Raw genomic sequence first — 24,536 nt, forward strand, 5'->3', positions numbered from 1 at the left:
TACTATGGACGGGTCCTTTTGGCTAAAGTCGGGGCCGGCGCAGAGGAGACGGCATGAGCGACGACGCGATCTTCGTGGGAGCGAGCACCGCCGACCAGTATCTGCTCCTGAAATATGCCAATCGCCATGGCTTGGTCGCCGGCGCGACGGGTACGGGCAAGACGGTCACCTTGCAGACGATAGCCGAGGGCTTCTCCGCCTACGGCGTGCCGGTGTTCATGGCCGACGTGAAGGGTGACCTGTCCGGCGTGAGCCAAGCCGGCGGCAACAATCCGCGGGCGCTGGAGCGCGCCAAGCAGCTCGGCATCGAGGGCTATGCCGGCCGTGCTTTCCCGACGATCTTCTGGGACCTGTTCGGCGAGAAGGGCCACCCGATCCGCACGACGGTCAGCGAGGTCGGGCCGGTGCTGCTGGCCCGCCTGCTGCAGCTCAACGAGACGCAGGAAGGCGTGCTCAACATCGTCTTCAAGATCGCCGACCAGCAAGGCCTGCTGCTGCTCGACTTCAAGGACCTGCAGGCGCTGCTGCAATGGGTCGCCGAGAATGCCGGCACGCTGACGACCGAGTTCGGCAATGTCAGCAAGCAATCCGTCGGCACGATCCAGCGCCAGCTCCTGACGCTCAGCCAGCAGGGCGGCGAGCGGTTCTTCGGCGAGCCGGCGCTGGCGCTCGGCGACATGATCCGCTGCGATCCCTCGGGCCTCGGCGCCATCAACATCCTGGCGGCCGACCGGCTGATGCAGAGCCCGCGCCTCTACGCGACTTTCCTGTTGTGGCTGCTGTCGGAACTGTTCGAAACGCTGCCCGAGGTGGGCGATCTCGAGAAGCCGAAGTTCGTCTTCTTCTTCGACGAGGCGCATCTCCTGTTCGACGATGCGCCCAAGGCACTGCTGTCGCGCATCGAGCAGGTCGTGCGGCTGATCCGCTCCAAGGGCGTCGGCATCTACTTCATCACCCAGAACCCGCTCGACGTGCCGGAGTCGGTGCTGGGCCAGCTCGGCAATCGCGTGCAGCACGCGCTGCGGGCTTTTACGCCGCGTGACCAGAAGGCCGTGAAGGTGGCGGCCGAGACGTTTCGTCCGAACAAGGCGTTCGATGCCGCGCAGGTCATCACCGAACTGGGTGTGGGCGAGGCGCTGCTGTCGTTCCTCGACGACAAGGGCGTGCCGTTCCCGGTCGAACGCTGCTTCATCGCGCCACCGCAAGGCCGCATCGGACCGTCGACGGCAGAGGAGCGCGCTGCCGTCATCGCGGCGAGCCCGCTGGCCGGCAGATACGACAAGGTCGTCGATCGCCAGTCGGCCTACGAGGTGCTGACCGGTCGCGTCGCCGCGACGCCGGCTCCCACGGCGCCTGCATCGGACGGCGCGGCACCGCGCCGTCGCGGCCAGTATGGATCGGTGCCGCCCACGGTGCCCGCGACGACGGGCCCGTGGGGACCGCGCACGGAAGAGCCCGCGCCGCAGGTCGAGCAGCCGGTCCCACCCGAGCCGCGCCCTCAACCGCGCCTCAAGACGGCGCAGCCCCAGCCGCAGGCACCCACGCCGGAGCCGAAGAAGGCGCCGGCTGGCCGCCAGCGCGATTCGGTGGGCATTACCGTCGCCAAGGCGGCAGGCCGCTCCATGGCCACCATCGCCGCGCGCGAGGCGGCGAAGGCGATGTTCGGCAAGGGCAAGGCCGGCAGCATCGGCGCCAGTATCGGCGGCGCCGTGCTGCGCGGCGTGCTGGGGTCGATTCTCCGTTAAAAAGAATCCGTCATCTCGACCGGAGCCTCGCGCAGCGAGGCGAAGTGGAGAGATCTCTTTTCTGCGATTTGCCGGCTCTTGGCGGGAAAAAGGTCTCTCCACTCCGCGCTTACGCGCTGCGGTCGAGACGACGGGGTTTTCTGACTCAAGCCTCGACGATCAGGGTGCCGTCCATGTCTTCATGGCCATCGCCGCAGAAGACGTCGCAGAAGAACGTGAAGCTGCCGGCCTTCTGAGGCGTCAGCGTCACGCGGGTTTCCTGTCCCGGCACGATGTCGCTGCGGATGCCGAGCTCAGGCATCTTGAAACCGTGGATGCGGTCTTCCGACGTGAGCACGAACACGACAGGTTGGCCGAGCTTCACCGTCACCTTGTTCGGATGAAATTCGAACTTCCTGGCGCCGATGCGCACCTCGGGCGGCGTCTCGGCCGCCAGGCGTGCCGCCGCGAGGACGAGCGGCACGCCCAGCATCAGCATTCTGCGCTTCATGGTTTCAGCTCCGGCTCACCGGCAGTTCGACCAGGCTCACCTTGGCCCCCAGGGTGACGTCGCGGGTGCCCATGTCGGGTTGCGCCGGATCGTAGGGCTTGGGCGCGCGCCGGGGCTGCGAACCTGGCGCCACCAGCGGGAAGATCAGCGACTTCGCGGCATGATGGGCGATGTGCCCTGTCATGTGATGATGCTCCTGGTGGATGTGTCCGTAGAACACCACGACGTTGCTGTAGGGCATCAGAAGATCGATCGCCTTGTCGCCGTCGGCGGTCGTCCAGTCCCAGTCGGGCTGCAGCGCGAACAGCGGACGATGCGTCAGCACGACGATGCGGTCGTCGGCCTTGCGCTGCTTCAGGTCGGCCGCCAGCCACGCAAGTTGTGCATCACCCAACTTGGCGCCGGGATCGGAGACATTGTCGAGCACGATGAAGTGCACGCCCTTGTGGTCGAACGTGTAGTTGGGCGCGCCGAAGAATTCCTTGTAGGCTTCGCCCGCATCGAGTGACGCATCGTGTTCGCCGGGCATGAAGCGCACGTCTTTCACGCGCAGGCCCGAGACGATCTCGCGGAAGCGCTGCATGCGGGCGCGACGCTCCTTCGGATCGTCGGTGGTGTGCGTGAGATCGCCGGTGAAGACGATGAAGTCCGGCGGATTGGCGAGACCGTTCACCGTCGCCACCGCCTTGGCCAGCGTGTTCTCGGCGTCGGGATTGGCCGCGCCCTTGAAGCCCCAATGCGTGTCCGAGAACTGTACGAAGTGGAACTCGTTACCGGCCTGCGCCGAGGCCCGCTCGCCCGGGAACAAACCTGCAGTGAAGGTGACGCCAGCCAATCCGGCGAGCTTGAGAAAATCGCGACGATGCCGTTGCAGCATGATGTGCTCCCATCGTTCCGGAGTCGGAACTACCGGAGACTACCGGGGCGGAGCGGCGTCTATTCCCCCGATTCGGGCCTTGGAATAAAATCGACCCTCGAACGGTATTGCTGTCCTATGGGGTGCATGTCCGACGCGCCAAAGCCCGATAGCCGCACGCTCGAGCGCTTTCGTACCGTCGTGCTGCCGCATCTCGATTCGGCCTACGGCTTCGCCCGCTGGCTGACGCGCGATCCCGTGGCGGCGCAGGATCTCGCGCAGGAATCGATGTTGCGGGCGTTGCGCTACTTCCACGCCTTTCGTGGCGAGGAGGCGCGGCCGTGGCTGTTGCGCATCGTGCGCAACACATGGACCGACACGCGAAGCGGCAGGGGTGCCGACTCCCTGCCGCTGGAAGCCGCCGACGAACGGGCAGCCGACGCGCCCGACCCGGAACAGAGCGCGCTGGCCGGCGACCGGCGGCGTCATGTGGCAGCGGCGCTGGCGGCGCTGCCGATGGAGGTGCGGGAGGTCCTCGTCCTGCGCGAAATCGAGGACCTTTCCTACAAGCAGATCGCTTCAGTGCTCGATCTGCCCATCGGCACCGTCATGTCCCGCCTGGCGCGGGCGCGCGAGAAACTGGCGGTCGAACTGCGCGATCGCCTCGGAAGGAGTGAGCATGGACTGTCCGACCTGTGAGGCCACGGTCGACGCCTATGTCGACGGCGAACTGTCCGCGCGTGAGAGCGCCGAGTTCGAACAGGCCCTGACCTCGTGCCCGGACTGTCGCCGGCGGCTGCAGACGGCGAAGACGATCTCCGGGATGCTGCGCGACCTGCCGTCCGAGCGGACGCCCGACCTGTTGCGCGCGCGCATCGAGCGTGAGCTGCGGGCGAGCGTCGTCGATCCGCGTCCCGCACCGCGCCAGGTGCGGCCAAGGATGCAGTGGGCCGCCATGGCGGCCAGCCTGATCGTGGCAGTCAGTGCCGGCTGGCTGGGCGGGACGCTGACCAGCCAGGGCGGGCGTCAGTCGGACGAGATGATCGCAAGCTATCTGCGGGTGGCGATGGCCGAGGCGCCGGTCGAGGTCGCCTCGTCGGATCGTCACACGGTGAAGCCGTGGTTCGCCGGCCGCATCGACTATTCGCCGCCGGTCCACGACCTGACGGCGGAGGGATTTCCATTGGTGGGTGGGCGACTCGACGTCGTGGCCGGCCGCAAGGTCGCGGTGCTGGTCTATCGCCGCAACCAGCATCGCGTGGTGCTGAGCCTGTGGCCCGCAAGCACGAGCGGCAACAGTGTGCCGGCCGTCACGCAGCGCGATGGATTTGCCCTGGCTGAATGGCGCCATGCCGGCTTCGACATGCGCGCCGTGTCCGACATCTCGATGGCCGAGATGTCGTCGTTTGCGACGGCGGTGGATCAGGCCGTCGGAGCGGATCGCTGATAAGGGTCGCTGATCGCGATCAGGCGAGGCGGTCGAGTTCCTTGACGATGGCGTCGCCCATTTCCTGAGTGCCGACCTTCTTCACGCCGTCGGTGTTGCCAACCATCAAGTCGCCGGTGCGGTAGCCCGCCTTCAGCACGTTCTCGACGGCCAGCTCGACCATGTCGGCATCCTTGCCGAGGTCGAACGAGTAGCGAAGCATCATCGCGTAGGAGAGCGTCTGCGCGATCGGATTGGCCAGGCCCTTGCCCGCGATGTCGGGCGCGCTGCCATGGATCGGCTCGTACAGCGCCTTGCGGCGGCCGGTCGCGTCGGGCGCGCCGAGCGAGGCCGACGGCAGCAGGCCGAGCGATCCCGTCAGCATCGAGGCTTCGTCGGACAGGATGTCGCCGAACAGGTTGTCGGTGACGATCACGTCGAACTCGCGGGGCTGGCGCAGCAGCTGCATGGCGAGCGCGTCGGCATACATGTGCTCGAGCTTCACGTCTGAGTACTTCTCCTTGTGCAGCTTGGTCGCCTCTTCGCGCCACAGCACGCCGGTGTGCATCACGTTGGCCTTCTCCGAGGAGAGGACCTTGTTCTTGCGCTTGCGGGCCAGCTCGAAGGCGACGGCGCAGACGCGGCGGATTTCCGGCGCCGTGTAGCGCTGCGTGTCGAAGGCCTCGACCTCGCCGGCGGCGTTGGTGTGGCGGCCGCGCGGCTCACCGAAGTAGACGCCGCTGGTCAGCTCGCGGATGATCATGATGTCGAGACCCTTGACGATCTCGGGCTTCAGCGACGAGGCGTCGACCAGCGCGTCGAACACCTTGGCCGGACGCAGGTTGGCGAAGAGGTCCATCTCCTTGCGCAGGCGCAGCAGGCCACGCTCGGGCTTCTTGGTGAAGTCGGCGGTGTCCCACTTCGGGCCGCCGACCGAGCCGAACAGCACGGCATCGGCTTCCAGCGCGGTCTTCATGGCGTCGTCGCTCAGCGGCACGCCGTGCTTGTCGAGAGCGGCGCCGCCGACGAGGTCTTCCTTGATGTCGAAGCCGACCGCGCGCTTCTTGCCCATCCAGGCAATGATCTTGCGGACTTCGTTCATCACCTCGGGGCCGATGCCGTCGCCGGGCAGCACGAGCAGATTGCGATTTGACGCCATTGTCTTGCTTCTCTTCAGGTCGTTGTCGGTGTGATCAGGAGGCGCCGTGCAGCCAGGGCTGCGCTTCGCTCTGGCGGCGCTCGAAGTCGTCGATCTCCGACCGCTTCTCCATGGTCAGGCCGATATCGTCGAGGCCTTCGAGCAGGCACTTCTTGCGGAAGGGATCGAGTTCGAAATGGACGGTGCCGCCGTCCGGACCCTTGATCTCCTGCTTCTCGAGGTCGATCTCGAGGATGGCGTTGGAGCCGCGGCTCGCATCGTCCATCAGCTTGTCGATGATCTCCTTCGGCATCTTGATCGGCAGGATGCCGTTCTTGAAGCAGTTGTTGTAGAAGATGTCCGCGAAGTCCTCGGAGATGATGCAGCGGATGCCGAAGTCGAGCAGCGCCCAGGGCGCGTGCTCGCGGCTTGAGCCGCAGCCGAAATTGGGACCCGCCACGATGATCTTGGCGTTCTGGTAGGCCGGCTGGTCGAGGACGAAGTCCTTCTTCTGGCCGTCCGCCGTCCAGCGCATCTCGTAGAACAGGCCGTCCTTGAGGCCCGTGCGCTTGATGGTCTTCAGGAACTGCTTCGGGATGATCATGTCGGTGTCGACATTGACCATCGGCAGCGGCGCAGCAACGCCGCTCAGCGTCGTGAACTTCTCCATGAGACCTCCCGGAAAGGCCGGAATAAACGGGCTTTCCGGGCCGGGGTCAAGCCGCCCGATCAGCGGGTCTTGATGACCAGGGTGCTGGCGATCATGTCGTGCAGGCCGCGCTTGCGCTCGGTGAAGCCGATCATGATGAAGCCAATGCAGAAGATGAGGGCCGAGAGTATCTTGGCGAAATATCGCCCTGTGGCATTCATGAAGCTGAGGCGCTGGCCGTCGTTGGTCACCACCCGCAGCCCCATCGCCATCTTGCCGACGGTGGCGCCCCGTTCCGAGCTTTCCATGAGGGCGAAATAGAGCCAGGCGACGGCCAGGGAGAGCAGGTTCGCCGTCGGATCGATCTGGCTCACGTCCTTCACGTTCAAGTAGCTGATACCGAAGATCGCCGTCACGACGCCCAGGACGAGGCTGATCAGGATGCCATCGATGAGGTAGGCCACGAGGCGGATCCAGAAGCCGCCATAGGCCACCTGGGCGGCGGCTCCCGTCGGCTGGGCATCCCAGACGGGCGGCGGAGGCGGGGCGGCGGGACCTGAGTTCGGAACGCTGGCCATATGTGTCTCCCACGAGGTCGGGCGTACGATCCTACCACATTGGCCATGCACGTTCCTGACTGCAAATAGAAACGGGCGGTGCATTGCTGCACCGCCCGTCGGTATCCGTTGGAAAACGGCGACTACTGGAAGTCGCGAACATCCGCGAGCGTGCCCCGGATGGCCGCCGCGGCCGCCATGGCCGGGCTCACCAGGTGGGTGCGGCCACCGCGGCCCTGACGGCCCTCGAAGTTGCGGTTCGAGGTCGAGGCGCAGCGCTGGCCGGGTTCGATGCGGTCGGCGTTCATCGCCAGGCACATCGAGCAGCCCTGCAGGCGCCATTCGAAGCCGGCCTCGATGAAGATCTTGTCCAGACCTTCACGCTCGGCCTCGGCCTTCACCAGGCCGGAGCCCGGCACGACCATCGCCGACACGTTCGAAGCGACCTTGCGACCCTTGGCGATCTCAGCGGCGGCGCGGAGGTCCTCGATGCGGCCGTTGGTGCACGAACCGATGAACACGCGGTCGATCGGCACGTCGACGAGGCGCGTGCCCGGCGTCAGGCCCATATAGGCCAGCGACCGGGTCCAGGCCTCGCGAAGATTCTCGTCCGGCGCGTTGGCCGGATCGGGAATGACGTCGGTGATCGGCAGCGCGTCCTGCGGGCTGGTGCCCCAGGTCACCATCGGCGGAATGTCCGCGGCGTTGAGGTCGAGCTGTACGTCGAAGTGCGCGCCCTTGTCCGACGGCAGGCGGCGCCACTGGCTGAGCGCCAGATCCCAGGCTCCGCCCTTCGGCGAGAACGGACGGCCAGCAAGATACTGGAAGGTGGTCTCGTCGGGCGCGATCAGGCCGGCGCGGGCGCCCGCCTCGATCGACATGTTGCAGACCGTCATGCGGCCTTCCATCGTGAGCTCACGGATGGCGCGGCCGGCATACTCGATCACGTAGCCGGTGCCACCGGCCGTGCCGAGCTTGCCGATGATGGCCAGGATCACGTCCTTGGCGGTGACGCCGAGTGGCAGGCTGCCCTCGACCGAGACGCGCATGTTCTTCGCCGGCTTCTGGATCAGCGTCTGCGTGGCGAGCACGTGCTCGACCTCGGAGGTGCCGATGCCGAAGGCCAGCGCGCCGAACGCGCCATGCGTCGAGGTGTGGCTGTCGCCGCACACGATCGTCATGCCGGGCAGGGTCAGGCCCTGCTCGGGGCCGATCACGTGCACGATGCCGCGACGCGGATCGTTCAGGTCGAAGTACGGCACCTTGAACTCGGCGACGTTCTTCTCGAGCGTCTCGACCTGGACGCGCGACTCCTCGTCCTCGATGCCCTGGCTGAAGTCGGTGGTCGGCGTGTTGTGGTCGGCGACCGCGATGGTGGCGTCGGGGCGGCGCACCGGCCGTCCCGCCATACGCAGGCCCTCGAAGGCCTGCGGGCTCGTCACTTCGTGAACGAGATGACGGTCGATGTAGATGACACAGGTCCCGTCGTCCTGACGATGGACGACGTGGCTGTCCCAGATCTTCTCGAACAGGGTCCGCGGAGGCGGCGGCGGCGCCGGCGGGGTGGCCGACTTCTTGCGGAACGCCATGGTGGACCTACTTCTTTCCGCCGCCCTTGGCGTTGCGGACACCCTTTTCTTCCTTGGGCTTTTCCTTCTTGAGCTTCTCGCGGCGCGGACGCTTGAGAGCCTCCTCGGCCTGCGTGGCGAGCAGTTCGCGCTGGGCCTCGGTGTCCTCGGCGATGCGGCTCGCCTTACCGCGCAGGTCGCGCAGGTAGTAGAGCTTGGCGCGGCGCACGACGCCCTTACGGACGACTTCGATTTCCCAGATGTTCGGGCTGTACAGCGGGAACACGCGCTCCACGCCTTCGCCGAAGCTGATCTTGCGCACGGTGAACGACGAGTTCACGCCGGCGTTCTTGCGGCCGATGCACAGGCCTTCGTAGACCTGAATGCGCTCGCGATTACCTTCCTGCACCTTCACGTGCACCTTGAGGGTATCGCCCGATTCGAAATACGGCACCGGACGCTCGTCCTGCACCTTGTCGATCGTCGTCTGGCCGATCGCGTCGAGAATGTTCATCGCCTGTATCCTTTCGTCACTTCTTATCGTTTCCCGCCGCGGTCCGGCGACGGGCCCAAAGATCGGGTCGCCGCCTCCGCGTGATCTCTTCCCGCTGCTTCATCCGCCATTCGGCGACCTTGCCGTGGTGACCCGAGACCAGAACCTCCGGCACGCGCCGTTCGATTCCGTCGGGCCCCGCCCAGGTCGCGGGCCGGGTGTAGTGCGGGTACTCCAACAATCCGTCCTCGAAACTCTCCTCACTCGCCGACTCGGCCGCGCCCATCACACCGGGCAGCAGCCGCACGCAACAATCCATCATCGCCATGGCCGCGATCTCGCCGCCCGAAAGCACGAAATCACCGACCGAAATCTCTTCCAGCGCCTGGGCCTCGATGACCCTCTCGTCGACGCCCTCGAACCGCCCGCACACCAGCAACACGCCCGGTCCCGCCGCCAGCTCCCGCCCGCGCGCCTGACTGAACGGCGCGCCCCTTGGCGAGAGCAGAACCTTCGGCACCCCCGGCTGCGCGACCGACTCGATCGCCGCCGACAGTACGTCGGGCTTCATCACCATGCCGGCGCCGCCCCCGAAGGGCGCATCGTCCACCGTGCCATGGCGATCCTTGGCAAACCGCCTGATGTCGACGGCCTCCAGCGACCACACACCCTCCCGTAGCGCCCGGCCAGCCAGGCTCTCACCCAGCGGGCCCGGAAACATCTCCGGGAAGAGCGTCAGCGCTGTCGCGCGCCACACCGTCTCCTACTCCTCCTTCGCCGGCCCACCCGTCAGCAGACCTGCCGGCGGATTGACCGTAACCTTGCCGCCCTCGACGTCGATCTCGGGCACCGCGTCGTCGGTGAAGGGCAGCATCACCGAATGCCTCGATGTGTTACCGCCCGACACTTCCATCGTCCGCCCGGCGCCGAAATCGTGGAAGGCCATGACCTTCCCCCAATCCCGGCCTTCCCGGTCGACCGCGGCGAGCCCGATCAGGTCCGCCTCGTACCACTCCCGCTCGCCCGTCTCCGGCAGGCGCTCGCGCTCCACATAGAGCCGCAAACCCCGTACTGCCTCGGCCGCCGTGCGATCGGCTACGCCCTCGATCCGGGCCAGCACCGCGCCCTTTACGGAGCTCAGCGCCTCGACCCGGTACTCTTTCGTCCCTTTCTCGTCCGACAGCGCGCCGTAGGAGGCAATCGCCATCGGGTCCTCGGTGTAACTCCTGATGCGCACCAGACCGCGGACCCCGTGAGGTGCCGCAACGACGCCCAGCAGGACGCGACCCTTGCTCATCAGACCAACCACCCGATCAGGTGGCCGGGGTCTCCTCGGCGGCCGGCGCGGCGGCAGCGGCCGCGGCAGCCTCGGCCTTCATACGCTCCTGCGCCTTGGCGCGCGGCGCGGACTTCTTGGTCTGCTCGCGGCGCTCGCGCGGCTTCATCAGCTCGGCCTGCGACAGGAACTTCGCGACGCGGTCGGACGGCTGCGCGCCGACCTTCAGCCAGTGGGCGATGCGCTCCTTGTCGAGCGTCAGGCGCTGGGCATGGTCACGCGGCAGAAGCGGGTTGTAGGTGCCGAGCTTCTCGATGAAGCGGCCATCGCGCGGGCTGCGCGAGTCGGCCACGACGATGTGGAAGAACGGACGCTTCTTGGCGCCGTGCCGGGTCATGCGGATTGCGATCATTCTCTCAAGTCCTCTCTTCGATTTCGATTCGTCTAACTTTTGATCTGTCTAACTTCGTCGAACCTTCAGCGCGGAAAACCCGGCGGCCCACCCATGCCACCGAGACTGCGCATGAATCCCTTTTCGCCGAGCTTGTTCACACGCTTCATCATCTTCAGCATGTCGGCGTGCTGCTTGAGCAGCTTGTTGACGTCCTGCACCTCGACGCCCGAGCCCCTGGCGATGCGCTTCTTGCGCGACGCGTGGATCAGGTCGGGATTGCGCCGTTCCTTCGGCGTCATCGCGAGGATGACGGCCTCCTGGCGCTTGAGTTGCTTCTCGTCGATCTTGGCCTTGGACATCGCGGCCTTGGCCTGCATCGCGCCCGGCAGCATGCCCATCAAACCCTGCAGGCCGCCCATCTTGCGCAACTGGCGCAGCTGGTTGAGCAGGTCGTCCATGTCGAACTGGCCCTTGCGGACCTTGGCCGCCAGCTTCTCGGCGTCTTCCTTGTCGATCGTCTCGGCGGCGCGCTCGACCAGCGAGACGATGTCGCCCATGCCGAGGATGCGCGACGCGATACGGTCGGGATGGAACGGCTCCAGCGCGTCGAACTTCTCGCCGACGCCGATCAGCTTGACCGGGCGACCGGTGACGGCGCGCATCGAGAGCGCGGCGCCACCGCGCGAGTCGCCGTCGACGCGGGTCAGCACGATGCCGGTGACGGCCAGCCGGTCGTTGAACGCCTTGGCCACGTTCACGGCGTCCTGGCCGGTCATGGCGTCGGCGACGAGCAGCGTCTCCTTCGGCTTGGCGAGGTCGCTGATGTCGGCGACCTCCTTCATCAGCTCTTCGTCGATCGACAGGCGGCCCGCCGTGTCGAGGATCAGGACGTCGAAGCCTTCGCGCTTGGCCGTCTCGAGCGCGCGCCGGGTGATGGCGAGCGGCATTTCGAGCGGGACGATCGGCAGGGTCGGAACGTTGGTCTGCTCGCCCAGTACCTTGAGCTGGTGCTGCGCGGCGGGGCGACGCGTGTCGAGCGAGGCCATCATGACCTTGCGCCGCGTCGAGAAGGTGCCGCCGAACATCTCGGCCGCCATGCCCTGCGGGCCCTGGCTCAGGCGATAGGCGATCTTGGCGGAAGAGGTGGTCTTGCCGGAGCCCTGCAGGCCGACCATCAGGATGACGACCGGCGGGATGGCGCCGAGGTCGAGATCGGCGACGGTGCCGCCCAGCATCTCGACCAGATGGTCGTTGACGATCTTGATGACCATCTGGCCCGGCGTGACCGAGCGGATGACATCGGCGCCGATCGCCTTGGGGCGTACTTCGTCGACGAACTGGCGGACGACCGACAAAGCGACGTCGGCCTCGAGCAGGGCGGTCCGGACCTCGCGCAGGGCCGCGTCGACATCGGCCTCGGAAAGCGCACCACGCCCCCTCAGCTTGTCGAATACGTCGCCCAGACGCTTGCTAAGACCCTCGAACATCGCGCTCCCGTTCGCTCAAAGACGTATCGCGCCGATGCGCGAACCTTCGCGGATCAGCGGAGCTCCCCGAAGGGGGAACCTAGTAAATCGGCACGACCGATTGAGCCGGCGGGGTATAAAGCCTGCCGCGTCAGGAGTCAAAACGCTTGGACGGCTTGCCTAACCCATTGATCTACAAGGATTCCCGGCGTCTTCCGGGCTGGTGCCTGCTGGCCTTCCTGGTCGTCGCGCCCCTGATCGCGGTGACGATTTTCTGGCTTTTGCCGATCCGGACCAATCTGGTGGCGCTGACCGTCTTCTTCGGCAGCGGCCTGCTGGCCCTCCTGATCGCGGTCCTGCCGCTGGGCTGGGCGGCGCCCGCCGCCCTGGGGCTGCGCCCGGTCGGCTGGCGGCCGATCGTGCTCGGCGTGCTGGGTACCACGGTGCTCTCCTTCGCGGTCAGCCAGCTCGGCCTCCAGCCGGAGGGCGTGAAGCAGGTTACCGAAGGTCTCCAGGGCACCACGCTGATACTGCAGACCCTCGGCATCCTGGCCCTGCTGGCCCCCCTCACGGAAGAACTCGTCTTCCGTGGCCTGTTCTATGGCTGGCTGGCGGGCCGCTGGAGCAACCTGGTCGCCTTCCTTCTCAGCTCACTGGCCTTCGCGGCGGCCCACGCAGAGCCCGTGCATATTCTGTTGGTGCTGCCGCTCGGCTTCTGGTTCGGCTTCCTGCGCTGGCGCACCAATTCGCTGGTGCCGACGATCGTGGCGCACATCGTCAACAACTCGATCGCCGTCGCAGGAGCCGCCCTTCTTAGCGGCTCCTGAGCGGCCCCGATCGGAGAGATCAGGAGGCGAGCTTGCGCTCGACGAACTCCAATCGGTCCTGGCCCCAGAAGATCTCGCCGTCGATGACGAACGAGGGAGCGCCGAACACGCCCTGCTCGATGGCGTGCTTGGTGTAGGCCTCGCGCTTTTCGGCAATCCCGGGCGCTTCGCTGGCCTTCATCACCGCCGCCCCGTCGAGGCCGCAGCCGTCGATGATCGCCTTCAAGGTCGCGGGATCGCCGCTGTTCTTCTCCTCGGCCCACAGGCCGGTCAGCACGGCATGCGCGACCTTGATGGCATCCGCCATACGACCCTCTTCACGAAGCGCGATCACGCACTTGGCGGCCGGGACCTCATTGGCGGGGAAGAACTTGGGCTCCAGCGTCGTCTTCACGCCCAGAACATCGCGCCAGCGCTTCAGCTCCATCATGCGATAGGCCTGGCGTTGCGGCGAGCGCTTGGGCAGCGGCAGGCCGCCCGAGACGGCGAAGACCGAGCCGAAATCGACCGGCCAGATCGTGACCGTCGCGCCGTGCTTCTTGACCATCGCATCGAAGCGCGCCGAACCGAGATAGGTCCACGGCGAGTTCAGCGAGACGTAGTAGTCGACATGCTTGCCCATATGTTCCCCCAGAGAGGTGGTTGGTGTGAGGTGTTGGTTGGCGCGGACTGTGGCGCAAAGCCTGTCGATACGCCATCTTCGCGACGTGACCGCCTCTCCCGAAAAAGCCATCGCCATCACCGGCGGCGACGCCCCGTACTTCGACCTGATGCGCGACTGCATTGCCTCGCTGCGGGCGACGGAGGCGGGACAGAGGGTGGCGCTCGGCGTGCTCGATTGCGGGCTGACCGAGGAGCAGCGCGACTGGTGTCGCAAGCACGGCGCCCTCCTGGTGGAGCCGGAATGGGACTTCGACTTCCCCGGCCGCGAGGACTTGCCGGAAGGCTACAAGGCGATGACGGCGCGCCCGTTCCTGCGGCGCTATTTTCCGGGGTTCGATCTCTATCTCTGGATCGACGGCGATTGCTGGGTGCAGCAAGGCGACGCGATCGATCTGTTCCTCGCCGCTGCGCGGACGCGTGCGCTGGCCGTGGCGCCCGAGATCCACCGCTCGATGCGCCACTATCGCCATGCGTGGAAGGAATTCTCGACGATCAACGGTGCGGCGTTCGAGGTCTGCTTTGGCAAGGAGATTGCGGAGCGGCTGGTCCGTTACCCGCTGATCAATGCCGGCGTCTTCGCCCTGGCGGCCGACGCCCCTCATTGGGAGGGCTGGGCCGGCTTGTTGGCCGGTGCCCTGCAGCGGACCGCCGACCTGACCGACCAGGTGGCGCTCAACGTGCTGGTCTATGACCGGGGGTATGCCTGCGAGCCGCTGCCCAGCCGCTGCAATTGGCCGGTCCACCATGCGACCCCGGCCTGGGACGCCACGCGCGGCCTGTTCGTCGAACCGGCCATGCCCTACGAGGCGCTCGGCATCCTGCACCTCACGATCTACACCAAGCGGATGGCGACCTTGGATGTGCGCGAAATCGGCGGGCCCCACGCCGGGCAGGTCCGGGCGCGCTCGTTGCGCTGGCCCGGCCGAACCGCCATATAGCGCCGCATGGCCGGAACGCCTTTTCTCAAGATGCACGGGCTGGGCAACGATTTTGTCGTGCTCGATGCGCGGAGCAGCAAGCTCGACCTGACGCCGCCGCGCCGGCGCGCCATCGCCGATCGCCGCCTGGGCGTGGGATGCGACCAGCTCATCGTGCTGGAGCCGCCGACCGAGGGCGAGGCCGACGTCTTCATGCGCATCTACAATCCCGACGGCACGGAAGCCGGGGCCTGCGGCAACGCCACGCGCTGCATTGCCTCGGTGGTGATGGACGAACTCAAGGCCGAGGAAGCGACCATCCAGACGATCTCGGGCCTGCTCGAATCGCAGAAGGTCGGCCGCGGGGCCAACGGCCTGCCGGTGATCTCGGTCGACATGGGCCTGGTGCGCATGGACTGGCGCGAGATCCCGGTCGCCAGGGCGTGCGACACCAATCACATGCCGGTCGGCATCGGCCCATTGCAGGATCCGGTCGGCACCAATGTCGGCAATCCGCACGCGACCTTCTTCGTCGACGATCTCGCTGCGATCCCGATCACGGAACTCGGGCCGAAGCTGGAGCATGATCCGTTCTTTCCGGAGCGCGTGAATGTCGGCGTGGCCCAGCTCATCGGTAAGAACAAGGTGAAGCTCAGTGTCTGGGAACGCGGCGCGGGTCTCACTCTCGCTTGCGGCTCGGGCGCCTGTGCGGCCGGCGTCGCTGCCGCGCGACGCGGCTTGACCGACCGCAAGGTCGATGTCGTCGTCGAGCACGGCACGCTCACCATCGAATGGCTGCGCGACGATCATGTGTCGATGACCGGCGGGATCGCGCTCGCCTACCGGGGTGAGCTCGACCGCTCGCTGCTTTCCTGAGGTGACGCGGTGAGCGAGACGGAACCCGAGAAGAAGGGCTGGTTCGCGCGGTTTCGCTCGCGCGGAACTCCGGCCGTCGAGACTCCCAAGCCGGTCGAGCCCGAGGTCGAGAAGGTTGAACCTGTAGAGCCGACCATCGCGGTCGAGCCGGAGGTACAGGTCGCTCCGCCGCCGGAGCCCGAGACGGTTCTTGTCCAATCGGCGCCCGTCGAAGTGGTGGCCGAGAAGGAACCCGAGGTCGAGAAGCCCGAGGTCGAGAAGAAGGGCTGGCTGTCGCGTCTGCGCGAGGGCCTGTCGAAGTCGACCAAGAAGGTCGCCGAGAGCATCACCGGCCTCTTCACCAAGAAGAAGCTCGACCAGCAGACGCTCGACGATCTCGAGGACGCACTGATCCAGGCCGACCTCGGCGTCGCCGTCGCCAGCCGGCTCGTGGCCAAGCTCGGCAAGGAGCGCTTCGGCAAGGAAGTCACCGACGAGGAAGTGCGCGCGGCCTTTGCCGACGACATCGCCGAGATCCTGCAGCCCGTCGCCGTGCCGCTCACCATCGACCCCGCGCGCAAGCCGCATGTCGTGCTGGTGATCGGCGTCAACGGCAGCGGCAAGACCACGACCATCGCCAAGCTCGCCGGACTTTATAAGGGCGAGGGTCGCTCGGTGATGCTGGCCGCGGGCGACACGTTCCGCGCCGCCGCCGTGGAACAGCTCAAGGTCTGGGGCGATCGCGCCGGCGTGCCGGTCGTGTCGAAGCAGACCGGCGCCGATGCCGCGGGCCTCGCCTACGAGGCGCTGGAGCGGGCGCGTAACGAGAAGACCGACGTGCTGCTGATCGACACGGCCGGCCGCCTGCACAACAAGACCAACCTGATGGAAGAGCTCGCCAAGATCGTGCGCGTGATCCGCAAGCTCGATCCCGAGGCGCCGCATTCCTGCCTGCTGGTGCTCGACGCCACCACAGGACAGAACGCGCATGCCCAGGTCGAGACCTTCAAGAGCATGTCGCCCGTCGACGCACTGGTGCTGACCAAGCTCGACGGCAGCGCCAAGGGTGGCGTGCTGGTGGCGCTCGCCGAGAAGTTCAAGCTGCCGGTGGTTGCCATCGGCGTCGGCGAGGGGATCGACGATCTCCGGCCGTTCGACGCCCGCGCCTTCGCGCGCGGATTGATGGGATTGCCGGCATGAGCGAGAAGAGCGGCGACGACAACGGCATGCGCAAGCTCTACGCGACGGCGCTCGAGCTGGCGCCGCTGGTCCTGTTCTTTGCCGCCAACAGCCGCTGGGGCATCTACTGGGGCACCGGTGTGTTCATCGTCGCGACCGCGATCGCGTTGCCCTGCTATCGCTTGCTGGAGAAGCGCTGGCCGATCATGCCGCTGGTCGGCGGCTTCTTCGTGCTGGTGTTCGGTGGCCTCACCATCTGGCTGCAGGACGACACGTTCATCAAGCTGAAGCCGACCATCGTGAACTGCCTGTTCGGCGTCATCCTGGGCGGCGGTCTCGTGCTGTTCAAGAAGCCGCTGCTGAAGCCGCTGTTCGGTGCAGCCTTCAAGCTGAACGACGAGGGCTGGTATCAGCTCACCATGCGCTGGACGGTGTTCTTCTTCGTGCTGGCGATCGTGAACGAGGTGATGTGGCGGAACTTTCCGACCGAGACGTGGATCGCCAGCAAGATGTTCCTGAGCTTCCCGCTGACGCTCGTCTTCGCCTTCCTGCAGATCCCGCTGCTCAAGCGCTACTGGGACGGCGACGACAATCCTTTCGCACGCGGTAGCTGACCGCTAGACGCCCTCGGGCTTGCGCGGCGGCCACATGCGGGCGAGGTCGTCGGTCGGATTGGAGTAGGTCGAGAAGTCGGCCTTGTCGCGCGACTCGTGGAAGTGGGCCAGTGCCCAGACCACCGTCGGGAAAGCAAGCTGGTCCCACGGGATGTCGGCCCAGTCGACCAGCGCCACTTCCTCGCTCTCGATGCCACAGGCGATGTCCGGCGAGATCAGCTTCGCGCGATACATGATCTGCACCTGGCCGATGCGCGCCACGCTGTACATGGCGAGCAGCCGGTCGATCTCGATGGTGGCGCAGGCCTCTTCGAGCGCCTCGCGCTGGGCGGCCTGCTCGGTCGTCTCGCCGAGCTCCATGTAGCCCGCGGGCAGGGTCCAGAAGCCCTTGCGCGGTTCGATGGCGCGCTTGGCCAGGAGGATCTTGTCCTCCCAGGTGCACACTGCGCCCGCGACGACCTTGGGGTTCTGGTAGTGGATGAACTCGCAGCGCCCGCAGACCAGCCGCTCGCGATTGTCGCCTTCGGGAACCCGCTTCTCGAAATGCTCGGGCGGATCCCACGGCAGGCGCGGGCGGTCGGGTTGTGTCGGCGGGGCGCTCATGGCGCCGACGCTACGCCGCCCGTATCAGGGCTGCAACGCCGGGCAGGGTCTTGCCTTCCATCCATTCGAGGAAGGCGCCGCCTGCCGTCGAGACGTAGGAGAACTTCTCCTCGACGCCAGCCGCGGCCAGCGCCGCCACCGTATCGCCGCCGCCGGCCACCGACAGGAGCTTGCCCGTCGCGGTGAGCCGCGCCACGTCCTGCGCCAGCGCGACCGTGCCGGTGTCGAACGGCTTGATCTCGAAGGCGCCGAGCGGGCCGTTCCACACCACGGTGGAGCAGTCGGCCAGCTCCTTCTGGTACAGCGCGATCGTCTTCGGGCCGACGTCGAGGATCATCTTGTCGTCGGGGCAGGCATCGGCATCGACCACGACATGCGGGGCATTGGCTTTGAATTCGTCTGCCGCCATCACGTCGACCGGCAGCAGCACGGCGCACTTGGCGGCCTTGGCCTTCTCCAGGATCTCGAGCGCGGTGGGCGCCAGGTCCTTCTCGCACAGCGACTTGCCGACCTTGATCCCCTGCGCATGCATGAACGTGTTGGCCATGCCGCCGCCAATGATCAGCTTGTCGACCTTGCCGACCAGATTGCCCAGCAGCTCCAGTTTCGTGGAAACCTTGGCGCCGCCGACGATGGCGCAGACAGGTCGCTTCGGATTGCCCAGCGCCTTGTCGAGTGCTTCGAGTTCGCCCTGCATCAGGCGGCCGGCGACCGCCGGCAGGCGATGGGCGAGGCCCTCGGTCGAGGCGTGCGCGCGGTGCGCCGTCGAGAAGGCGTCGTTCACATAGACGTCGCCCAGCAGCGAGAGCTTGTCGATGAAGGCCGCGTCGTTCTTCTCTTCTTCCTTGTGGAACCGCAGGTTCTCCAGCAGCAGCACGTCGCCGGCCTTCATGTTGCGCACCGAATCCTCGGCGAGCGGGCCGACGCAATCCTCGGCGAAGGCGACGGGCTTGCCGAGCGCCTTTTCAAGCGGCTCGATGAGAGGACGTAGCGTCATCTCCGGCACACGCTTGCCGTCGGGCCGGCCGAAATGGCTGAGCACGATCACCTTCGCGCCCTTGGCCGCCAGCTCCTTGATCGTGGGGGCCGCCCGCTCGATGCGCGTGGCATCGGTCACCTTGCCGTTCTTCATCGGCACGTTGAGATCGACGCGCACCAGCACGCGCTTGCCCGACATGTCGGTGGAATCGATCGTCTTGAAGGTCGTCTGCGGCATGAACTCTCTCTTGTCTGTCGAACGGCCGTCTGGCGTTTCCGCCGTCTAGCGTTTCCTAATAACGAATACCAGCACCTCGCCCTCGCGGGTCGAGGAGACCAGCTCGTGACCGGTCTGGCGGCAGAAGGCCGGGAAGTCGGCCTCGGCGGCCGGATCGGTGGCGCGCACGGTGAGCAGGCCGCCGATCGAAAGTTCGCGCAGCTTGCGGTTGGCCCGCAGCACGGGGAGGGGGCAGAGCAGCCCGGTGGCGTCGTACTCGATCGCGTCGGTCATCGCGGCTTGTAGTATTGCATGGCCTCGGGCAGCCAGCGCCTTATGTCGGCGATGCGGGTCGTATCGGCGGGATGGGTGCTGAGCCATTCCGCCTGCCGCTTGCCGGAACTGGCGGCGCGCATGCGCTCCCACAGGCCGATCGCCTCGCGCGGGTCGTAGCCCGCCAGCGCCATCAGCACGAGGCCGATGCGGTCAGCTTCGGATTCCTGCGCCCGCGACATCGGCAGGATGTAGCCCACGGTCGCGCCGGCGCCGAGGGCCGCCATCATCGCCGGCAGATAGGTGCGGCTGCGGCCGCTCACCGTTGCCGACAGGGCCACGGCCGCGGCAGCAGTGCCGACCGACGCTACCATCTGATCGCTCATGCGCTCCGCGCCGTGGCGCGCCAGGGCATGCGCCACCTCGTGGGCGATCACGACGGCCATGCCGGCCTCGTTCCGGGTGATCGGCAGCAGGCCGGTGTAGACCACGACCTTGCCGCCCGGCAGGCAGAAGGCGTTCGGCTCGTTCTTCTCGACGGTCTTGAATTCCCAGCGGAAGCGCGGTGCGCGCCAGAGTTCCTGCGGCGGACGTTCGGCGGCGGCGGCGATGCGGCGGCCGACCCGCTCGACCATCGCATTGGTCTGCTGGTCGTGCGACAGCGGTTCCTTGTTCAGCACTTCGCGATAGGCCTGCAGGCCCATCTCGCGTTCCTCGTTCTCGCTCACCAGCATCATCTGCGAACGGCCGGAGACCGGTGCCGTCTCGCATGCAGCGAGCAGGGACGCGAGGCCGCACAGGATCAGCAGGAAGCGCAGGGCGGGGTGCATGGGGCGAAGTCTAGGGGCCGGCCCGGTTGCGGTCGAGTACGCCGCGGGAGGGCGTGCTATAGGGATCGGCCACCGAACGAAGACCAGCTTTGACCTCCAATCGTTACTCCACGATCGGCGACGAGATGTTCGCCGCCGGCCGCTTCGACGAAGCCATGTCGGCCTATCGCCAGGCGCTCGCGGCCTCGCCGCGCGACGCGCAGGCGCGCATGGGCCTCGACGCCATCCTCGAACGCGCGCGCACGACACAGCCCAACGCGCAGCTTCGGACATTGTTGCTGGAAGCCTATGCCGACGAGGGCGCGAACTGGGATGCGGTCGGTTGGGGCGCCGCCAACCAGCTCGTCGTGGGCTGGCCGGCCAACGGCGATCCGCAAAGTCTCGCCGACGATCGCCTGCTGCACGAATTCCTGCGCAAGTCGCTCAATCGCGACGCCGATCTCGAACGCAAGCTGCTGGCGCTGCGCAAGGCGCTGGCCGCCGCCGATCCTTCGCCGAAGACGGACGAACTGATCGCATCGCTCGCCGAACAGGCCTGGCTCAACGAATATGTCTGGCCCGACGATCCTGCGATCGCGGAGGGTCCGGCGGCTGCGATGTTCCGGCCGCCCTCGACGCCGCGCGCCGAAGTCGTCGAGGAAGAGCGGCTGAAGGCAGAGATTCCCGAAATCTCGCCAATTACCGACTCGGTCTCGCTCTCGGTCCAGGCCATGTACGAGGCCAATCCCTATCCGCGGTGGACGCATCTCGCGCGCCGGCCCGAGGTCGACGTACGCGCCGCCTTGATGCGTGATTTTCCGCACGCGACTCCGGTCGAATTGGAGGGAGAAGCGCTCGAGGTTCTGATGCCCGGCGCCGGCACGGGCCAGCATCCGCTCACCGTCGCCTCGTCCTATGCGAAGGCCCGGGTGACCGGCGTCGATCTTTCGCGCGCCAGCCTCGCCTACGGCAAGCGCATGGCGGCGCGCTACGGCATCGACAACATCGAGTTTTTACGCGGCGACATTCTCGACCTGCCGAAGCTCGGTCGGACCTTCGACCATGCCGAATGCGTGGGCGTGCTGCACCACATGGCCGATCCGAAGGCCGGCTTGCTGGCGATCAGTTCGGTGTTGCGGCCGGGCGCATTCTTCCGCGTCGGCCTTTACGGCGAGAGTGCGCGCACGCTCGTGGTGAAGGCGCGGCGCGACATCGAGATGGCGCGACTGCCTCCGACCCTCGACGGCTTGCGTGAGTTTCGGCGCAAGGTGATGAGCGGCGAATGGCGGCGGCTGCGGCCGCTGACCGCCTGGGAGGATTTCTGGAGCGCGAGCCTGCTGCGCGACCTCTGCTTCCACGTGCAGGAGCATCGCTTCACGGTCGCGCGGCTGCGCACGTTCCTCGAAGGCAGCGGGCTTCGTTTCCTCGGTTTCGAATTCAATGTCGGCGCGTCGCAGAGCGCGGCCGCCAATGCCGGCCCCCTCGAACTCTATCGTGCGCGCTTTCCCACCGAACGGACGATGTCGGACCTTTTCCGCTGGGAACAGCTCGAACGCGAGAAGTCGAACCTGTTCCCCGGCTACGCCTTCGTCTGCCAAAAAGTTTAGTACCCCTTCCCCATTCAGATGGGGAAGTGCCCCGTCATACGGGGCGATGGGGTCATGGCCGAGCAAAGCTCGGCCGCTGAACGGCAGGGCATTGCGCAGCAATGTCCGGGAGCGCCGAAGATCGGCCCTTCATGACCCCTCCGTCGTCGTAGGACGACGACACCTCCCCATCTGAATAGGGAGGCAGAAGAATCACTCCGCGAAGAAGCCCGGGCCGCCGCGGCGCTTCAGTTCCTCGCCGGCGTCGCGGCCCATCGCGGCCGCGTCGGCGATACCGCCGCGGCGCTCGGTCTCGATCACTTCCGATCCGTCGGGGCGGGCGATCAGGCCGCGCAGGTGCAGGTCGCCGCCGGTCAGGATCGCGTGACCGGCGATCGGCGTGCGGCAGGAACCGTCGAGCACGACCAGCATCGCGTGCTCCGCACGCACGCAGACGGCGGTCGGTTCGTGATCGATGGCGGCGAGCCAGCCACGGGTCCGGGCATCGTCGGTGCGGGCTTCGATGCACACCGCGCCCTGGCCGACCGCGGGGAGCATCTCGGCCTCGGGAATCGGCGTGCCGATGTCGCCCTTGCCCAGCCGCTTCAGCCCGGCCAGCGCCAGGATGGTCGCGTGAACGGTGCCGGCGGCGCGCTTGGCCAGCCGCGTCTCGACGTTGCCGCGGAAGGTGACGATCTGGAGGTCGGGCCGCCGGTGCAGCAGCAGCGCCTTGCGGCGGAGGGCAGAGGTGCCGACGACGGCGCCCTGCGGCAGCGCGTCGATGCGTTCGAGGTCGCCCGCGATCAGCACGTCGCGTGCATCCTCGCGCGGCAGGAAGGCCGAAATGGCGAGGCCCGGCGGCTGTGCCGTCGGCATGTCCTTCATGCTGTGGACGGCCGCGTCGATGCGACGCTGCAGCAGCGCCTCCTCGATTTCCTTGACGAACAGGCCCTTGCCGCCGGCTTCGGAGAGCGGGCGGTCCTGGATCACGTCGCCGGTGGTCTTGATCGCCACGATCTCGATCGCACCGGGCGCCGAAAGGGCCGGGACGGCCTTGGCCAGCGCATCGCGCACCAGGCCGGTCTGGGTGAGGGCGAGAGGGCTGCCGCGTGTGCCGAGCCGAAGAAGGGGGACGGTCATGGGCGCTGCTCTAGCGTAGGTCGCTCCGCCACGCCAGAAGACCCGGCACCCCTGTCGTTTCGCCGCGCAGTTGCGAGTCCGGGTGCCGGCGGGCAAGAAGTCGGCGTATAGAGCCGAACATGAGCCAGGATTTCGAGATCGTCCCGCTGTTCGCCACGCCGCTCGTCGTCCACGACGTGCCGGACGCGGCGGCGCTCAATGCCGACCTGCGGCGCGTCATCGAGGAGCGCGCCAAGTCCCACCCCGGGACCCAGGCGTCCAACGAGGGTGGCTGGCAGTCGACCTGGGACATGGACCGCTGGGGCGGCGTGCCGGCGCTGAAGCTACTGGCGATTGGCCGCAACATCGCCAACCGGGCGACCACCGACCGCTCTGGCACGGCCAATACCGGGCCGCATCCCGGCATGTTCGCCGTGACCTGGCGCGCCAACATGTGGGCGAACATCAACCGCAGCGGCCACGGCAACCTGCCGCATACGCATCCCGGCGCCTTCTGGTCGGGCGTCTACTATGTCGACGATGGCGGCATCTCGGCCGATCCGTCGCTGGGCGGCGCGCTCGAATTCATGGATCCGCGCGGGGCGGGACCGACCATGTACGCGCCGCATCTCGGCTTCGCGATGCAGGGCGGCCTGTCGGGCGGCGTCAACGAGGCGCTGCTGCCGAAGTCGGGCCGGCTGGTGCTGTTCCCGTCCTGGCTGCTCCATCAGGTACGCTACTATCGCGGCACGGCCGAACGCATCTCCATCGCGTTCAATCTCAGCCTGTAGGCGGCAGCCATGCGCGTGATGGGCATCGAAACGAGCTGCGACGAGACCGCCGTTTCCGTGATCGAAGCACCGGCCGGGACGCAGCCGGTCGGCCGCATCCTCTCCAACACGGTCTACAGCCAGCTCACCGAGCATCGCCGCTTCGGCGGAGTCGTGCCAGAGATCGCGGCGCGCGCGCATCTCGAACGCATCGACGGGCTGGTCGCGCAGGCGCTCGACGAGGCGGGAATCGGCCTGGCCGATCTCGACGGCATCGCCGCGACCGGCGGGCCGGGCCTGATCGGTGGCGTGATGGTGGGCGTCATGACTGCCAAGGCGCTGGCCTTCGCGCACGACAAGCCCTTCATTGCGGTCAATCATCTCGAAGGTCATGCGCTGTCGGTGCGCCTGACCGAGCCCGTCGACTTTCCCTATCTGCTGCTGCTGGTGTCGGGCGGCCATTGCCAGCTCCTCACCGTGCGTGGGCCGGGCGACTTCACGCGGCTGGGCACGACCATCGACGACGCCGCGGGTGAATGTTTCGACAAGACCGCCAAGCTGCTGGGCCTCGGCTTTCCCGGCGGACCGGCGGTGGAGAAGGCGGCGGTCGGCGGCGATCCGAAGCGCTTCGCGCTGCCGCGGCCGATGTGGCGCAAGCCCGGCTGCGACTTTTCTTTCTCGGGTCTCAAGACCGCAGTGCGCCAGACCGTCGAGAAATTGCCGGCTGACGATCCGTGCGCCATTGCCGATCTCTGCGCCTCCTTCCAGCGCACGGTGGGCGACGTCTTCGCCGATCGCTGCGCCAATGCGCTGACGCTAGCGCCGTCATCCACGCTGGTCGTGGCGGGCGGTGTCGCGGCCAACGTCTACCTGCGCGGCCGGCTCGAAGAGGTGGCGGCATCGCACGGTGCCAAGCTGGTCGCGCCGCCGGTCAAACTCTGCACCGACAATGGCGCCATGATCGCCTGGGCCGGCGCCGAGCGGCTGCGCCTCGGCCAGGTCGATGCGCTCGATTTCCGTCCCCGGCCGCGCTGGCCGCTCGATCCCGTCGCCGCCAATCGGGTGTAG

General features: G+C 67.1%; 28 protein-coding genes. 11 read left to right on the top strand and 17 right to left on the bottom strand.

All coding sequences use genetic code 11. The features are described 5' to 3' along the window. Positions 1–53: 53 nt before the first annotated feature. Entirely contained in the window at positions 54–1,745 is a 1,692-nt protein-coding gene (locus AC1RP5_RS04140; protein ID WP_493109313.1) for a helicase HerA-like domain-containing protein, read from the top strand. 145 nt (positions 1,746–1,890) lie between these two features. Here AC1RP5_RS04140 and AC1RP5_RS04145 read toward each other — a convergent pair whose 3' ends face one another. Next, positions 1,891–2,235: a cupredoxin domain-containing protein gene (locus tag AC1RP5_RS04145; RefSeq protein ID WP_493109314.1), complete on the bottom strand. Its 345-nt coding sequence runs from the start codon at positions 2,233–2,235 to the stop codon at positions 1,891–1,893. Between the two features lie 4 nt (positions 2,236–2,239). After that, positions 2,240–3,112: a metallophosphoesterase family protein gene (locus AC1RP5_RS04150; RefSeq protein WP_493109315.1), complete on the bottom strand. Its 873-nt coding sequence runs from the start codon at positions 3,110–3,112 to the stop codon at positions 2,240–2,242. Between the two features lie 126 nt (positions 3,113–3,238). Here AC1RP5_RS04150 and AC1RP5_RS04155 point away from each other — a divergent pair, with 126 nt between their 5' ends. Beyond that, on the top strand, positions 3,239–3,790 hold the full coding sequence (locus AC1RP5_RS04155; protein WP_493109316.1) for a sigma-70 family RNA polymerase sigma factor: 552 nt from the start codon (positions 3,239–3,241) through the stop codon (positions 3,788–3,790). After that, positions 3,771–4,538 (top strand): anti-sigma factor family protein, encoded by a 768-nt coding sequence (locus AC1RP5_RS04160; RefSeq protein WP_493109317.1) that lies wholly within the window; start codon positions 3,771–3,773, stop codon positions 4,536–4,538. Before AC1RP5_RS04155 ends, AC1RP5_RS04160 begins: the two co-directional genes overlap by 20 nt. Positions 4,539–4,557: 19 nt before the next feature. On the opposite strand, the gene leuB is transcribed toward AC1RP5_RS04160, so the two are convergent. From leuB to ffh, 9 genes are all read right to left on the bottom strand, one after another. After that, on the bottom strand, positions 4,558–5,676 hold the full coding sequence (leuB, locus tag AC1RP5_RS04165) for a 3-isopropylmalate dehydrogenase (protein ID WP_493109318.1): 1,119 nt from the start codon (positions 5,674–5,676) through the stop codon (positions 4,558–4,560). Positions 5,677–5,710: 34 nt separating this feature from the next. Beyond that, positions 5,711–6,325, bottom strand: coding sequence for a 3-isopropylmalate dehydratase small subunit (leuD, locus tag AC1RP5_RS04170; RefSeq protein ID WP_493109319.1), 615 nt, complete (start codon positions 6,323–6,325; stop codon positions 5,711–5,713). A 59-nt stretch (positions 6,326–6,384) separates the two neighbouring features. After that, positions 6,385–6,882 carry an RDD family protein gene (locus tag AC1RP5_RS04175; RefSeq protein ID WP_493109320.1) on the bottom strand — a complete coding sequence of 166 codons (498 nt, stop codon included), beginning with the start codon at positions 6,880–6,882 and terminating at the stop codon, positions 6,385–6,387. 122 nt (positions 6,883–7,004) lie between these two features. Further along, positions 7,005–8,450, bottom strand: a complete 1,446-nt coding sequence (gene leuC, locus AC1RP5_RS04180; protein WP_493109321.1) for a 3-isopropylmalate dehydratase large subunit — start codon at positions 8,448–8,450, stop codon at positions 7,005–7,007. 7 nt (positions 8,451–8,457) lie between these two features. After that, positions 8,458–8,943 carry a 50S ribosomal protein L19 gene (gene rplS, locus AC1RP5_RS04185; protein WP_493109322.1) on the bottom strand — a complete coding sequence of 162 codons (486 nt, stop codon included), beginning with the start codon at positions 8,941–8,943 and terminating at the stop codon, positions 8,458–8,460. A 16-nt stretch (positions 8,944–8,959) separates the two neighbouring features. Beyond that, entirely contained in the window at positions 8,960–9,679 is a 720-nt protein-coding gene (gene trmD, locus AC1RP5_RS04190; RefSeq protein WP_493109323.1) for a tRNA (guanosine(37)-N1)-methyltransferase TrmD, read from the bottom strand. 6 nt (positions 9,680–9,685) lie between these two features. Next, positions 9,686–10,219, bottom strand: coding sequence for a ribosome maturation factor RimM (rimM, locus tag AC1RP5_RS04195; protein ID WP_493109324.1), 534 nt, complete (start codon positions 10,217–10,219; stop codon positions 9,686–9,688). A 16-nt stretch (positions 10,220–10,235) separates the two neighbouring features. After that, a complete protein-coding gene (gene rpsP, locus AC1RP5_RS04200) occupies positions 10,236–10,610 on the bottom strand; it encodes a 30S ribosomal protein S16 (RefSeq protein WP_493109325.1) in 375 nt (124 codons plus the stop codon). Positions 10,611–10,675: 65 nt separating this feature from the next. Continuing rightward, entirely contained in the window at positions 10,676–12,079 is a 1,404-nt protein-coding gene (gene ffh, locus AC1RP5_RS04205; RefSeq protein WP_493109326.1) for a signal recognition particle protein, read from the bottom strand. A gap of 146 nt (positions 12,080–12,225) precedes the next feature. Here ffh and AC1RP5_RS04210 point away from each other — a divergent pair, with 146 nt between their 5' ends. After that, positions 12,226–12,885, top strand: a complete 660-nt coding sequence (locus tag AC1RP5_RS04210) for a CPBP family intramembrane glutamic endopeptidase (protein ID WP_493109327.1) — start codon at positions 12,226–12,228, stop codon at positions 12,883–12,885. A 19-nt stretch (positions 12,886–12,904) separates the two neighbouring features. Here the strand turns inward: AC1RP5_RS04210 and AC1RP5_RS04215 are convergent, their stop codons facing one another. Beyond that, positions 12,905–13,507: a 2-hydroxychromene-2-carboxylate isomerase gene (locus tag AC1RP5_RS04215; RefSeq protein ID WP_493109328.1), complete on the bottom strand. Its 603-nt coding sequence runs from the start codon at positions 13,505–13,507 to the stop codon at positions 12,905–12,907. A gap of 37 nt (positions 13,508–13,544) precedes the next feature. On the opposite strand from AC1RP5_RS04215, the gene AC1RP5_RS04220 reads away from it, so the two are divergent. From AC1RP5_RS04220 to AC1RP5_RS04235, 4 genes are read left to right on the top strand one after another with little or no spacing between them, the layout of a single operon-like run. Continuing rightward, positions 13,545–14,486, top strand: coding sequence for a hypothetical protein (locus tag AC1RP5_RS04220; RefSeq protein ID WP_493109329.1), 942 nt, complete (start codon positions 13,545–13,547; stop codon positions 14,484–14,486). A 6-nt stretch (positions 14,487–14,492) separates the two neighbouring features. Beyond that, the gene (gene dapF, locus AC1RP5_RS04225) at positions 14,493–15,341 is read left to right on the top strand and encodes a diaminopimelate epimerase (RefSeq protein WP_493109330.1); all 849 of its coding nucleotides are present in this window, start codon (positions 14,493–14,495) and stop codon (positions 15,339–15,341) included. A gap of 9 nt (positions 15,342–15,350) precedes the next feature. After that, positions 15,351–16,520 carry a signal recognition particle-docking protein FtsY gene (ftsY, locus tag AC1RP5_RS04230; RefSeq protein ID WP_493109331.1) on the top strand — a complete coding sequence of 390 codons (1,170 nt, stop codon included), beginning with the start codon at positions 15,351–15,353 and terminating at the stop codon, positions 16,518–16,520. After that, positions 16,517–17,113: a septation protein A gene (locus AC1RP5_RS04235; protein WP_493109332.1), complete on the top strand. Its 597-nt coding sequence runs from the start codon at positions 16,517–16,519 to the stop codon at positions 17,111–17,113. Before ftsY ends, AC1RP5_RS04235 begins: the two co-directional genes overlap by 4 nt. Before the next feature lie 3 nt (positions 17,114–17,116). Here the strand turns inward: AC1RP5_RS04235 and AC1RP5_RS04240 are convergent, their stop codons facing one another. From AC1RP5_RS04240 to AC1RP5_RS04255, 4 genes are read right to left on the bottom strand one after another with little or no spacing between them, the layout of a single operon-like run. Beyond that, positions 17,117–17,716, bottom strand: coding sequence for an NUDIX hydrolase (locus AC1RP5_RS04240; RefSeq protein ID WP_493109333.1), 600 nt, complete (start codon positions 17,714–17,716; stop codon positions 17,117–17,119). 10 nt (positions 17,717–17,726) lie between these two features. Then, positions 17,727–18,932, bottom strand: a complete 1,206-nt coding sequence (locus AC1RP5_RS04245; RefSeq protein WP_493109334.1) for a phosphoglycerate kinase — start codon at positions 18,930–18,932, stop codon at positions 17,727–17,729. Positions 18,933–18,977: 45 nt separating this feature from the next. Beyond that, on the bottom strand, positions 18,978–19,205 hold the full coding sequence (locus tag AC1RP5_RS04250; protein WP_493109335.1) for a sulfurtransferase TusA family protein: 228 nt from the start codon (positions 19,203–19,205) through the stop codon (positions 18,978–18,980). After that, a complete protein-coding gene (locus AC1RP5_RS04255; RefSeq protein ID WP_493109336.1) occupies positions 19,202–20,014 on the bottom strand; it encodes a M48 family metallopeptidase in 813 nt (270 codons plus the stop codon). The genes AC1RP5_RS04250 and AC1RP5_RS04255 overlap by 4 nt, the downstream gene beginning before the upstream one ends. Positions 20,015–20,103: 89 nt before the next feature. Between AC1RP5_RS04255 and AC1RP5_RS04260 the strand changes: the two genes are divergently transcribed. After that, complete coding sequence (locus tag AC1RP5_RS04260) at positions 20,104–21,600, top strand: methyltransferase domain-containing protein (protein ID WP_493109337.1); 1,497 nt, start codon at positions 20,104–20,106, stop codon at positions 21,598–21,600. Positions 21,601–21,792: 192 nt separating this feature from the next. Here AC1RP5_RS04260 and hemC read toward each other — a convergent pair whose 3' ends face one another. Next, the gene (gene hemC / locus AC1RP5_RS04265) at positions 21,793–22,719 is read right to left on the bottom strand and encodes a hydroxymethylbilane synthase (RefSeq protein WP_493109338.1); all 927 of its coding nucleotides are present in this window, start codon (positions 22,717–22,719) and stop codon (positions 21,793–21,795) included. A gap of 119 nt (positions 22,720–22,838) precedes the next feature. Here hemC and AC1RP5_RS04270 point away from each other — a divergent pair, with 119 nt between their 5' ends. Next, entirely contained in the window at positions 22,839–23,489 is a 651-nt protein-coding gene (locus AC1RP5_RS04270) for a TIGR02466 family protein (protein ID WP_493109339.1), read from the top strand. Between the two features lie 9 nt (positions 23,490–23,498). Beyond that, positions 23,499–24,536 (top strand): tRNA (adenosine(37)-N6)-threonylcarbamoyltransferase complex transferase subunit TsaD, encoded by a 1,038-nt coding sequence (gene tsaD / locus AC1RP5_RS04275; protein WP_493109340.1) that lies wholly within the window; start codon positions 23,499–23,501, stop codon positions 24,534–24,536.

This window comes from Reyranella sp. GW821-FHT12G01, assembly GCF_058806575.1.

Bases quoted from the DNA above. Each gene is read 5' to 3' on its own strand.
- AC1RP5_RS04175 (WP_493109320.1), bottom strand. From the start codon at position 6,882: ATGGCCAGCGTTCCGAACTCAGGTCCCGCCGCCCCGCCTCCGCCGCCC.
- rplS (WP_493109322.1), bottom strand. From the start codon at position 8,943: ATGAACATTCTCGACGCGATCGGCCAGACGACGATCGACAAGGTGCAG.
- dapF (WP_493109330.1), top strand. From the start codon at position 14,493: ATGGCCGGAACGCCTTTTCTCAAGATGCACGGGCTGGGCAACGATTTT.
- AC1RP5_RS04255 (WP_493109336.1), bottom strand. From the start codon at position 20,014: ATGCACCCCGCCCTGCGCTTCCTGCTGATCCTGTGCGGCCTCGCGTCC.
- ffh (WP_493109326.1), bottom strand. From the start codon at position 12,079: ATGTTCGAGGGTCTTAGCAAGCGTCTGGGCGACGTATTCGACAAGCTG.
- AC1RP5_RS04270 (WP_493109339.1), top strand. From the start codon at position 22,839: ATGAGCCAGGATTTCGAGATCGTCCCGCTGTTCGCCACGCCGCTCGTC.
- AC1RP5_RS04215 (WP_493109328.1), bottom strand. From the start codon at position 13,507: ATGGGCAAGCATGTCGACTACTACGTCTCGCTGAACTCGCCGTGGACC.
- rimM (WP_493109324.1), bottom strand. From the start codon at position 10,219: ATGAGCAAGGGTCGCGTCCTGCTGGGCGTCGTTGCGGCACCTCACGGG.
- leuB (WP_493109318.1), bottom strand. From the start codon at position 5,676: ATGGCGTCAAATCGCAATCTGCTCGTGCTGCCCGGCGACGGCATCGGC.
- AC1RP5_RS04155 (WP_493109316.1), top strand. From the start codon at position 3,239: ATGTCCGACGCGCCAAAGCCCGATAGCCGCACGCTCGAGCGCTTTCGT.
- AC1RP5_RS04250 (WP_493109335.1), bottom strand. From the start codon at position 19,205: ATGACCGACGCGATCGAGTACGACGCCACCGGGCTGCTCTGCCCCCTC.
- AC1RP5_RS04240 (WP_493109333.1), bottom strand. From the start codon at position 17,716: ATGAGCGCCCCGCCGACACAACCCGACCGCCCGCGCCTGCCGTGGGAT.
- leuC (WP_493109321.1), bottom strand. From the start codon at position 8,450: ATGGCGTTCCGCAAGAAGTCGGCCACCCCGCCGGCGCCGCCGCCGCCT.
- hemC (WP_493109338.1), bottom strand. From the start codon at position 22,719: ATGACCGTCCCCCTTCTTCGGCTCGGCACACGCGGCAGCCCTCTCGCC.
- leuD (WP_493109319.1), bottom strand. From the start codon at position 6,325: ATGGAGAAGTTCACGACGCTGAGCGGCGTTGCTGCGCCGCTGCCGATG.
- tsaD (WP_493109340.1), top strand. From the start codon at position 23,499: ATGCGCGTGATGGGCATCGAAACGAGCTGCGACGAGACCGCCGTTTCC.
- AC1RP5_RS04235 (WP_493109332.1), top strand. From the start codon at position 16,517: ATGAGCGAGAAGAGCGGCGACGACAACGGCATGCGCAAGCTCTACGCG.
- AC1RP5_RS04140 (WP_493109313.1), top strand. From the start codon at position 54: ATGAGCGACGACGCGATCTTCGTGGGAGCGAGCACCGCCGACCAGTAT.
- rpsP (WP_493109325.1), bottom strand. From the start codon at position 10,610: ATGATCGCAATCCGCATGACCCGGCACGGCGCCAAGAAGCGTCCGTTC.
- AC1RP5_RS04145 (WP_493109314.1), bottom strand. From the start codon at position 2,235: ATGAAGCGCAGAATGCTGATGCTGGGCGTGCCGCTCGTCCTCGCGGCG.
- AC1RP5_RS04150 (WP_493109315.1), bottom strand. From the start codon at position 3,112: ATGCTGCAACGGCATCGTCGCGATTTTCTCAAGCTCGCCGGATTGGCT.
- AC1RP5_RS04245 (WP_493109334.1), bottom strand. From the start codon at position 18,932: ATGCCGCAGACGACCTTCAAGACGATCGATTCCACCGACATGTCGGGC.
- AC1RP5_RS04160 (WP_493109317.1), top strand. From the start codon at position 3,771: ATGGACTGTCCGACCTGTGAGGCCACGGTCGACGCCTATGTCGACGGC.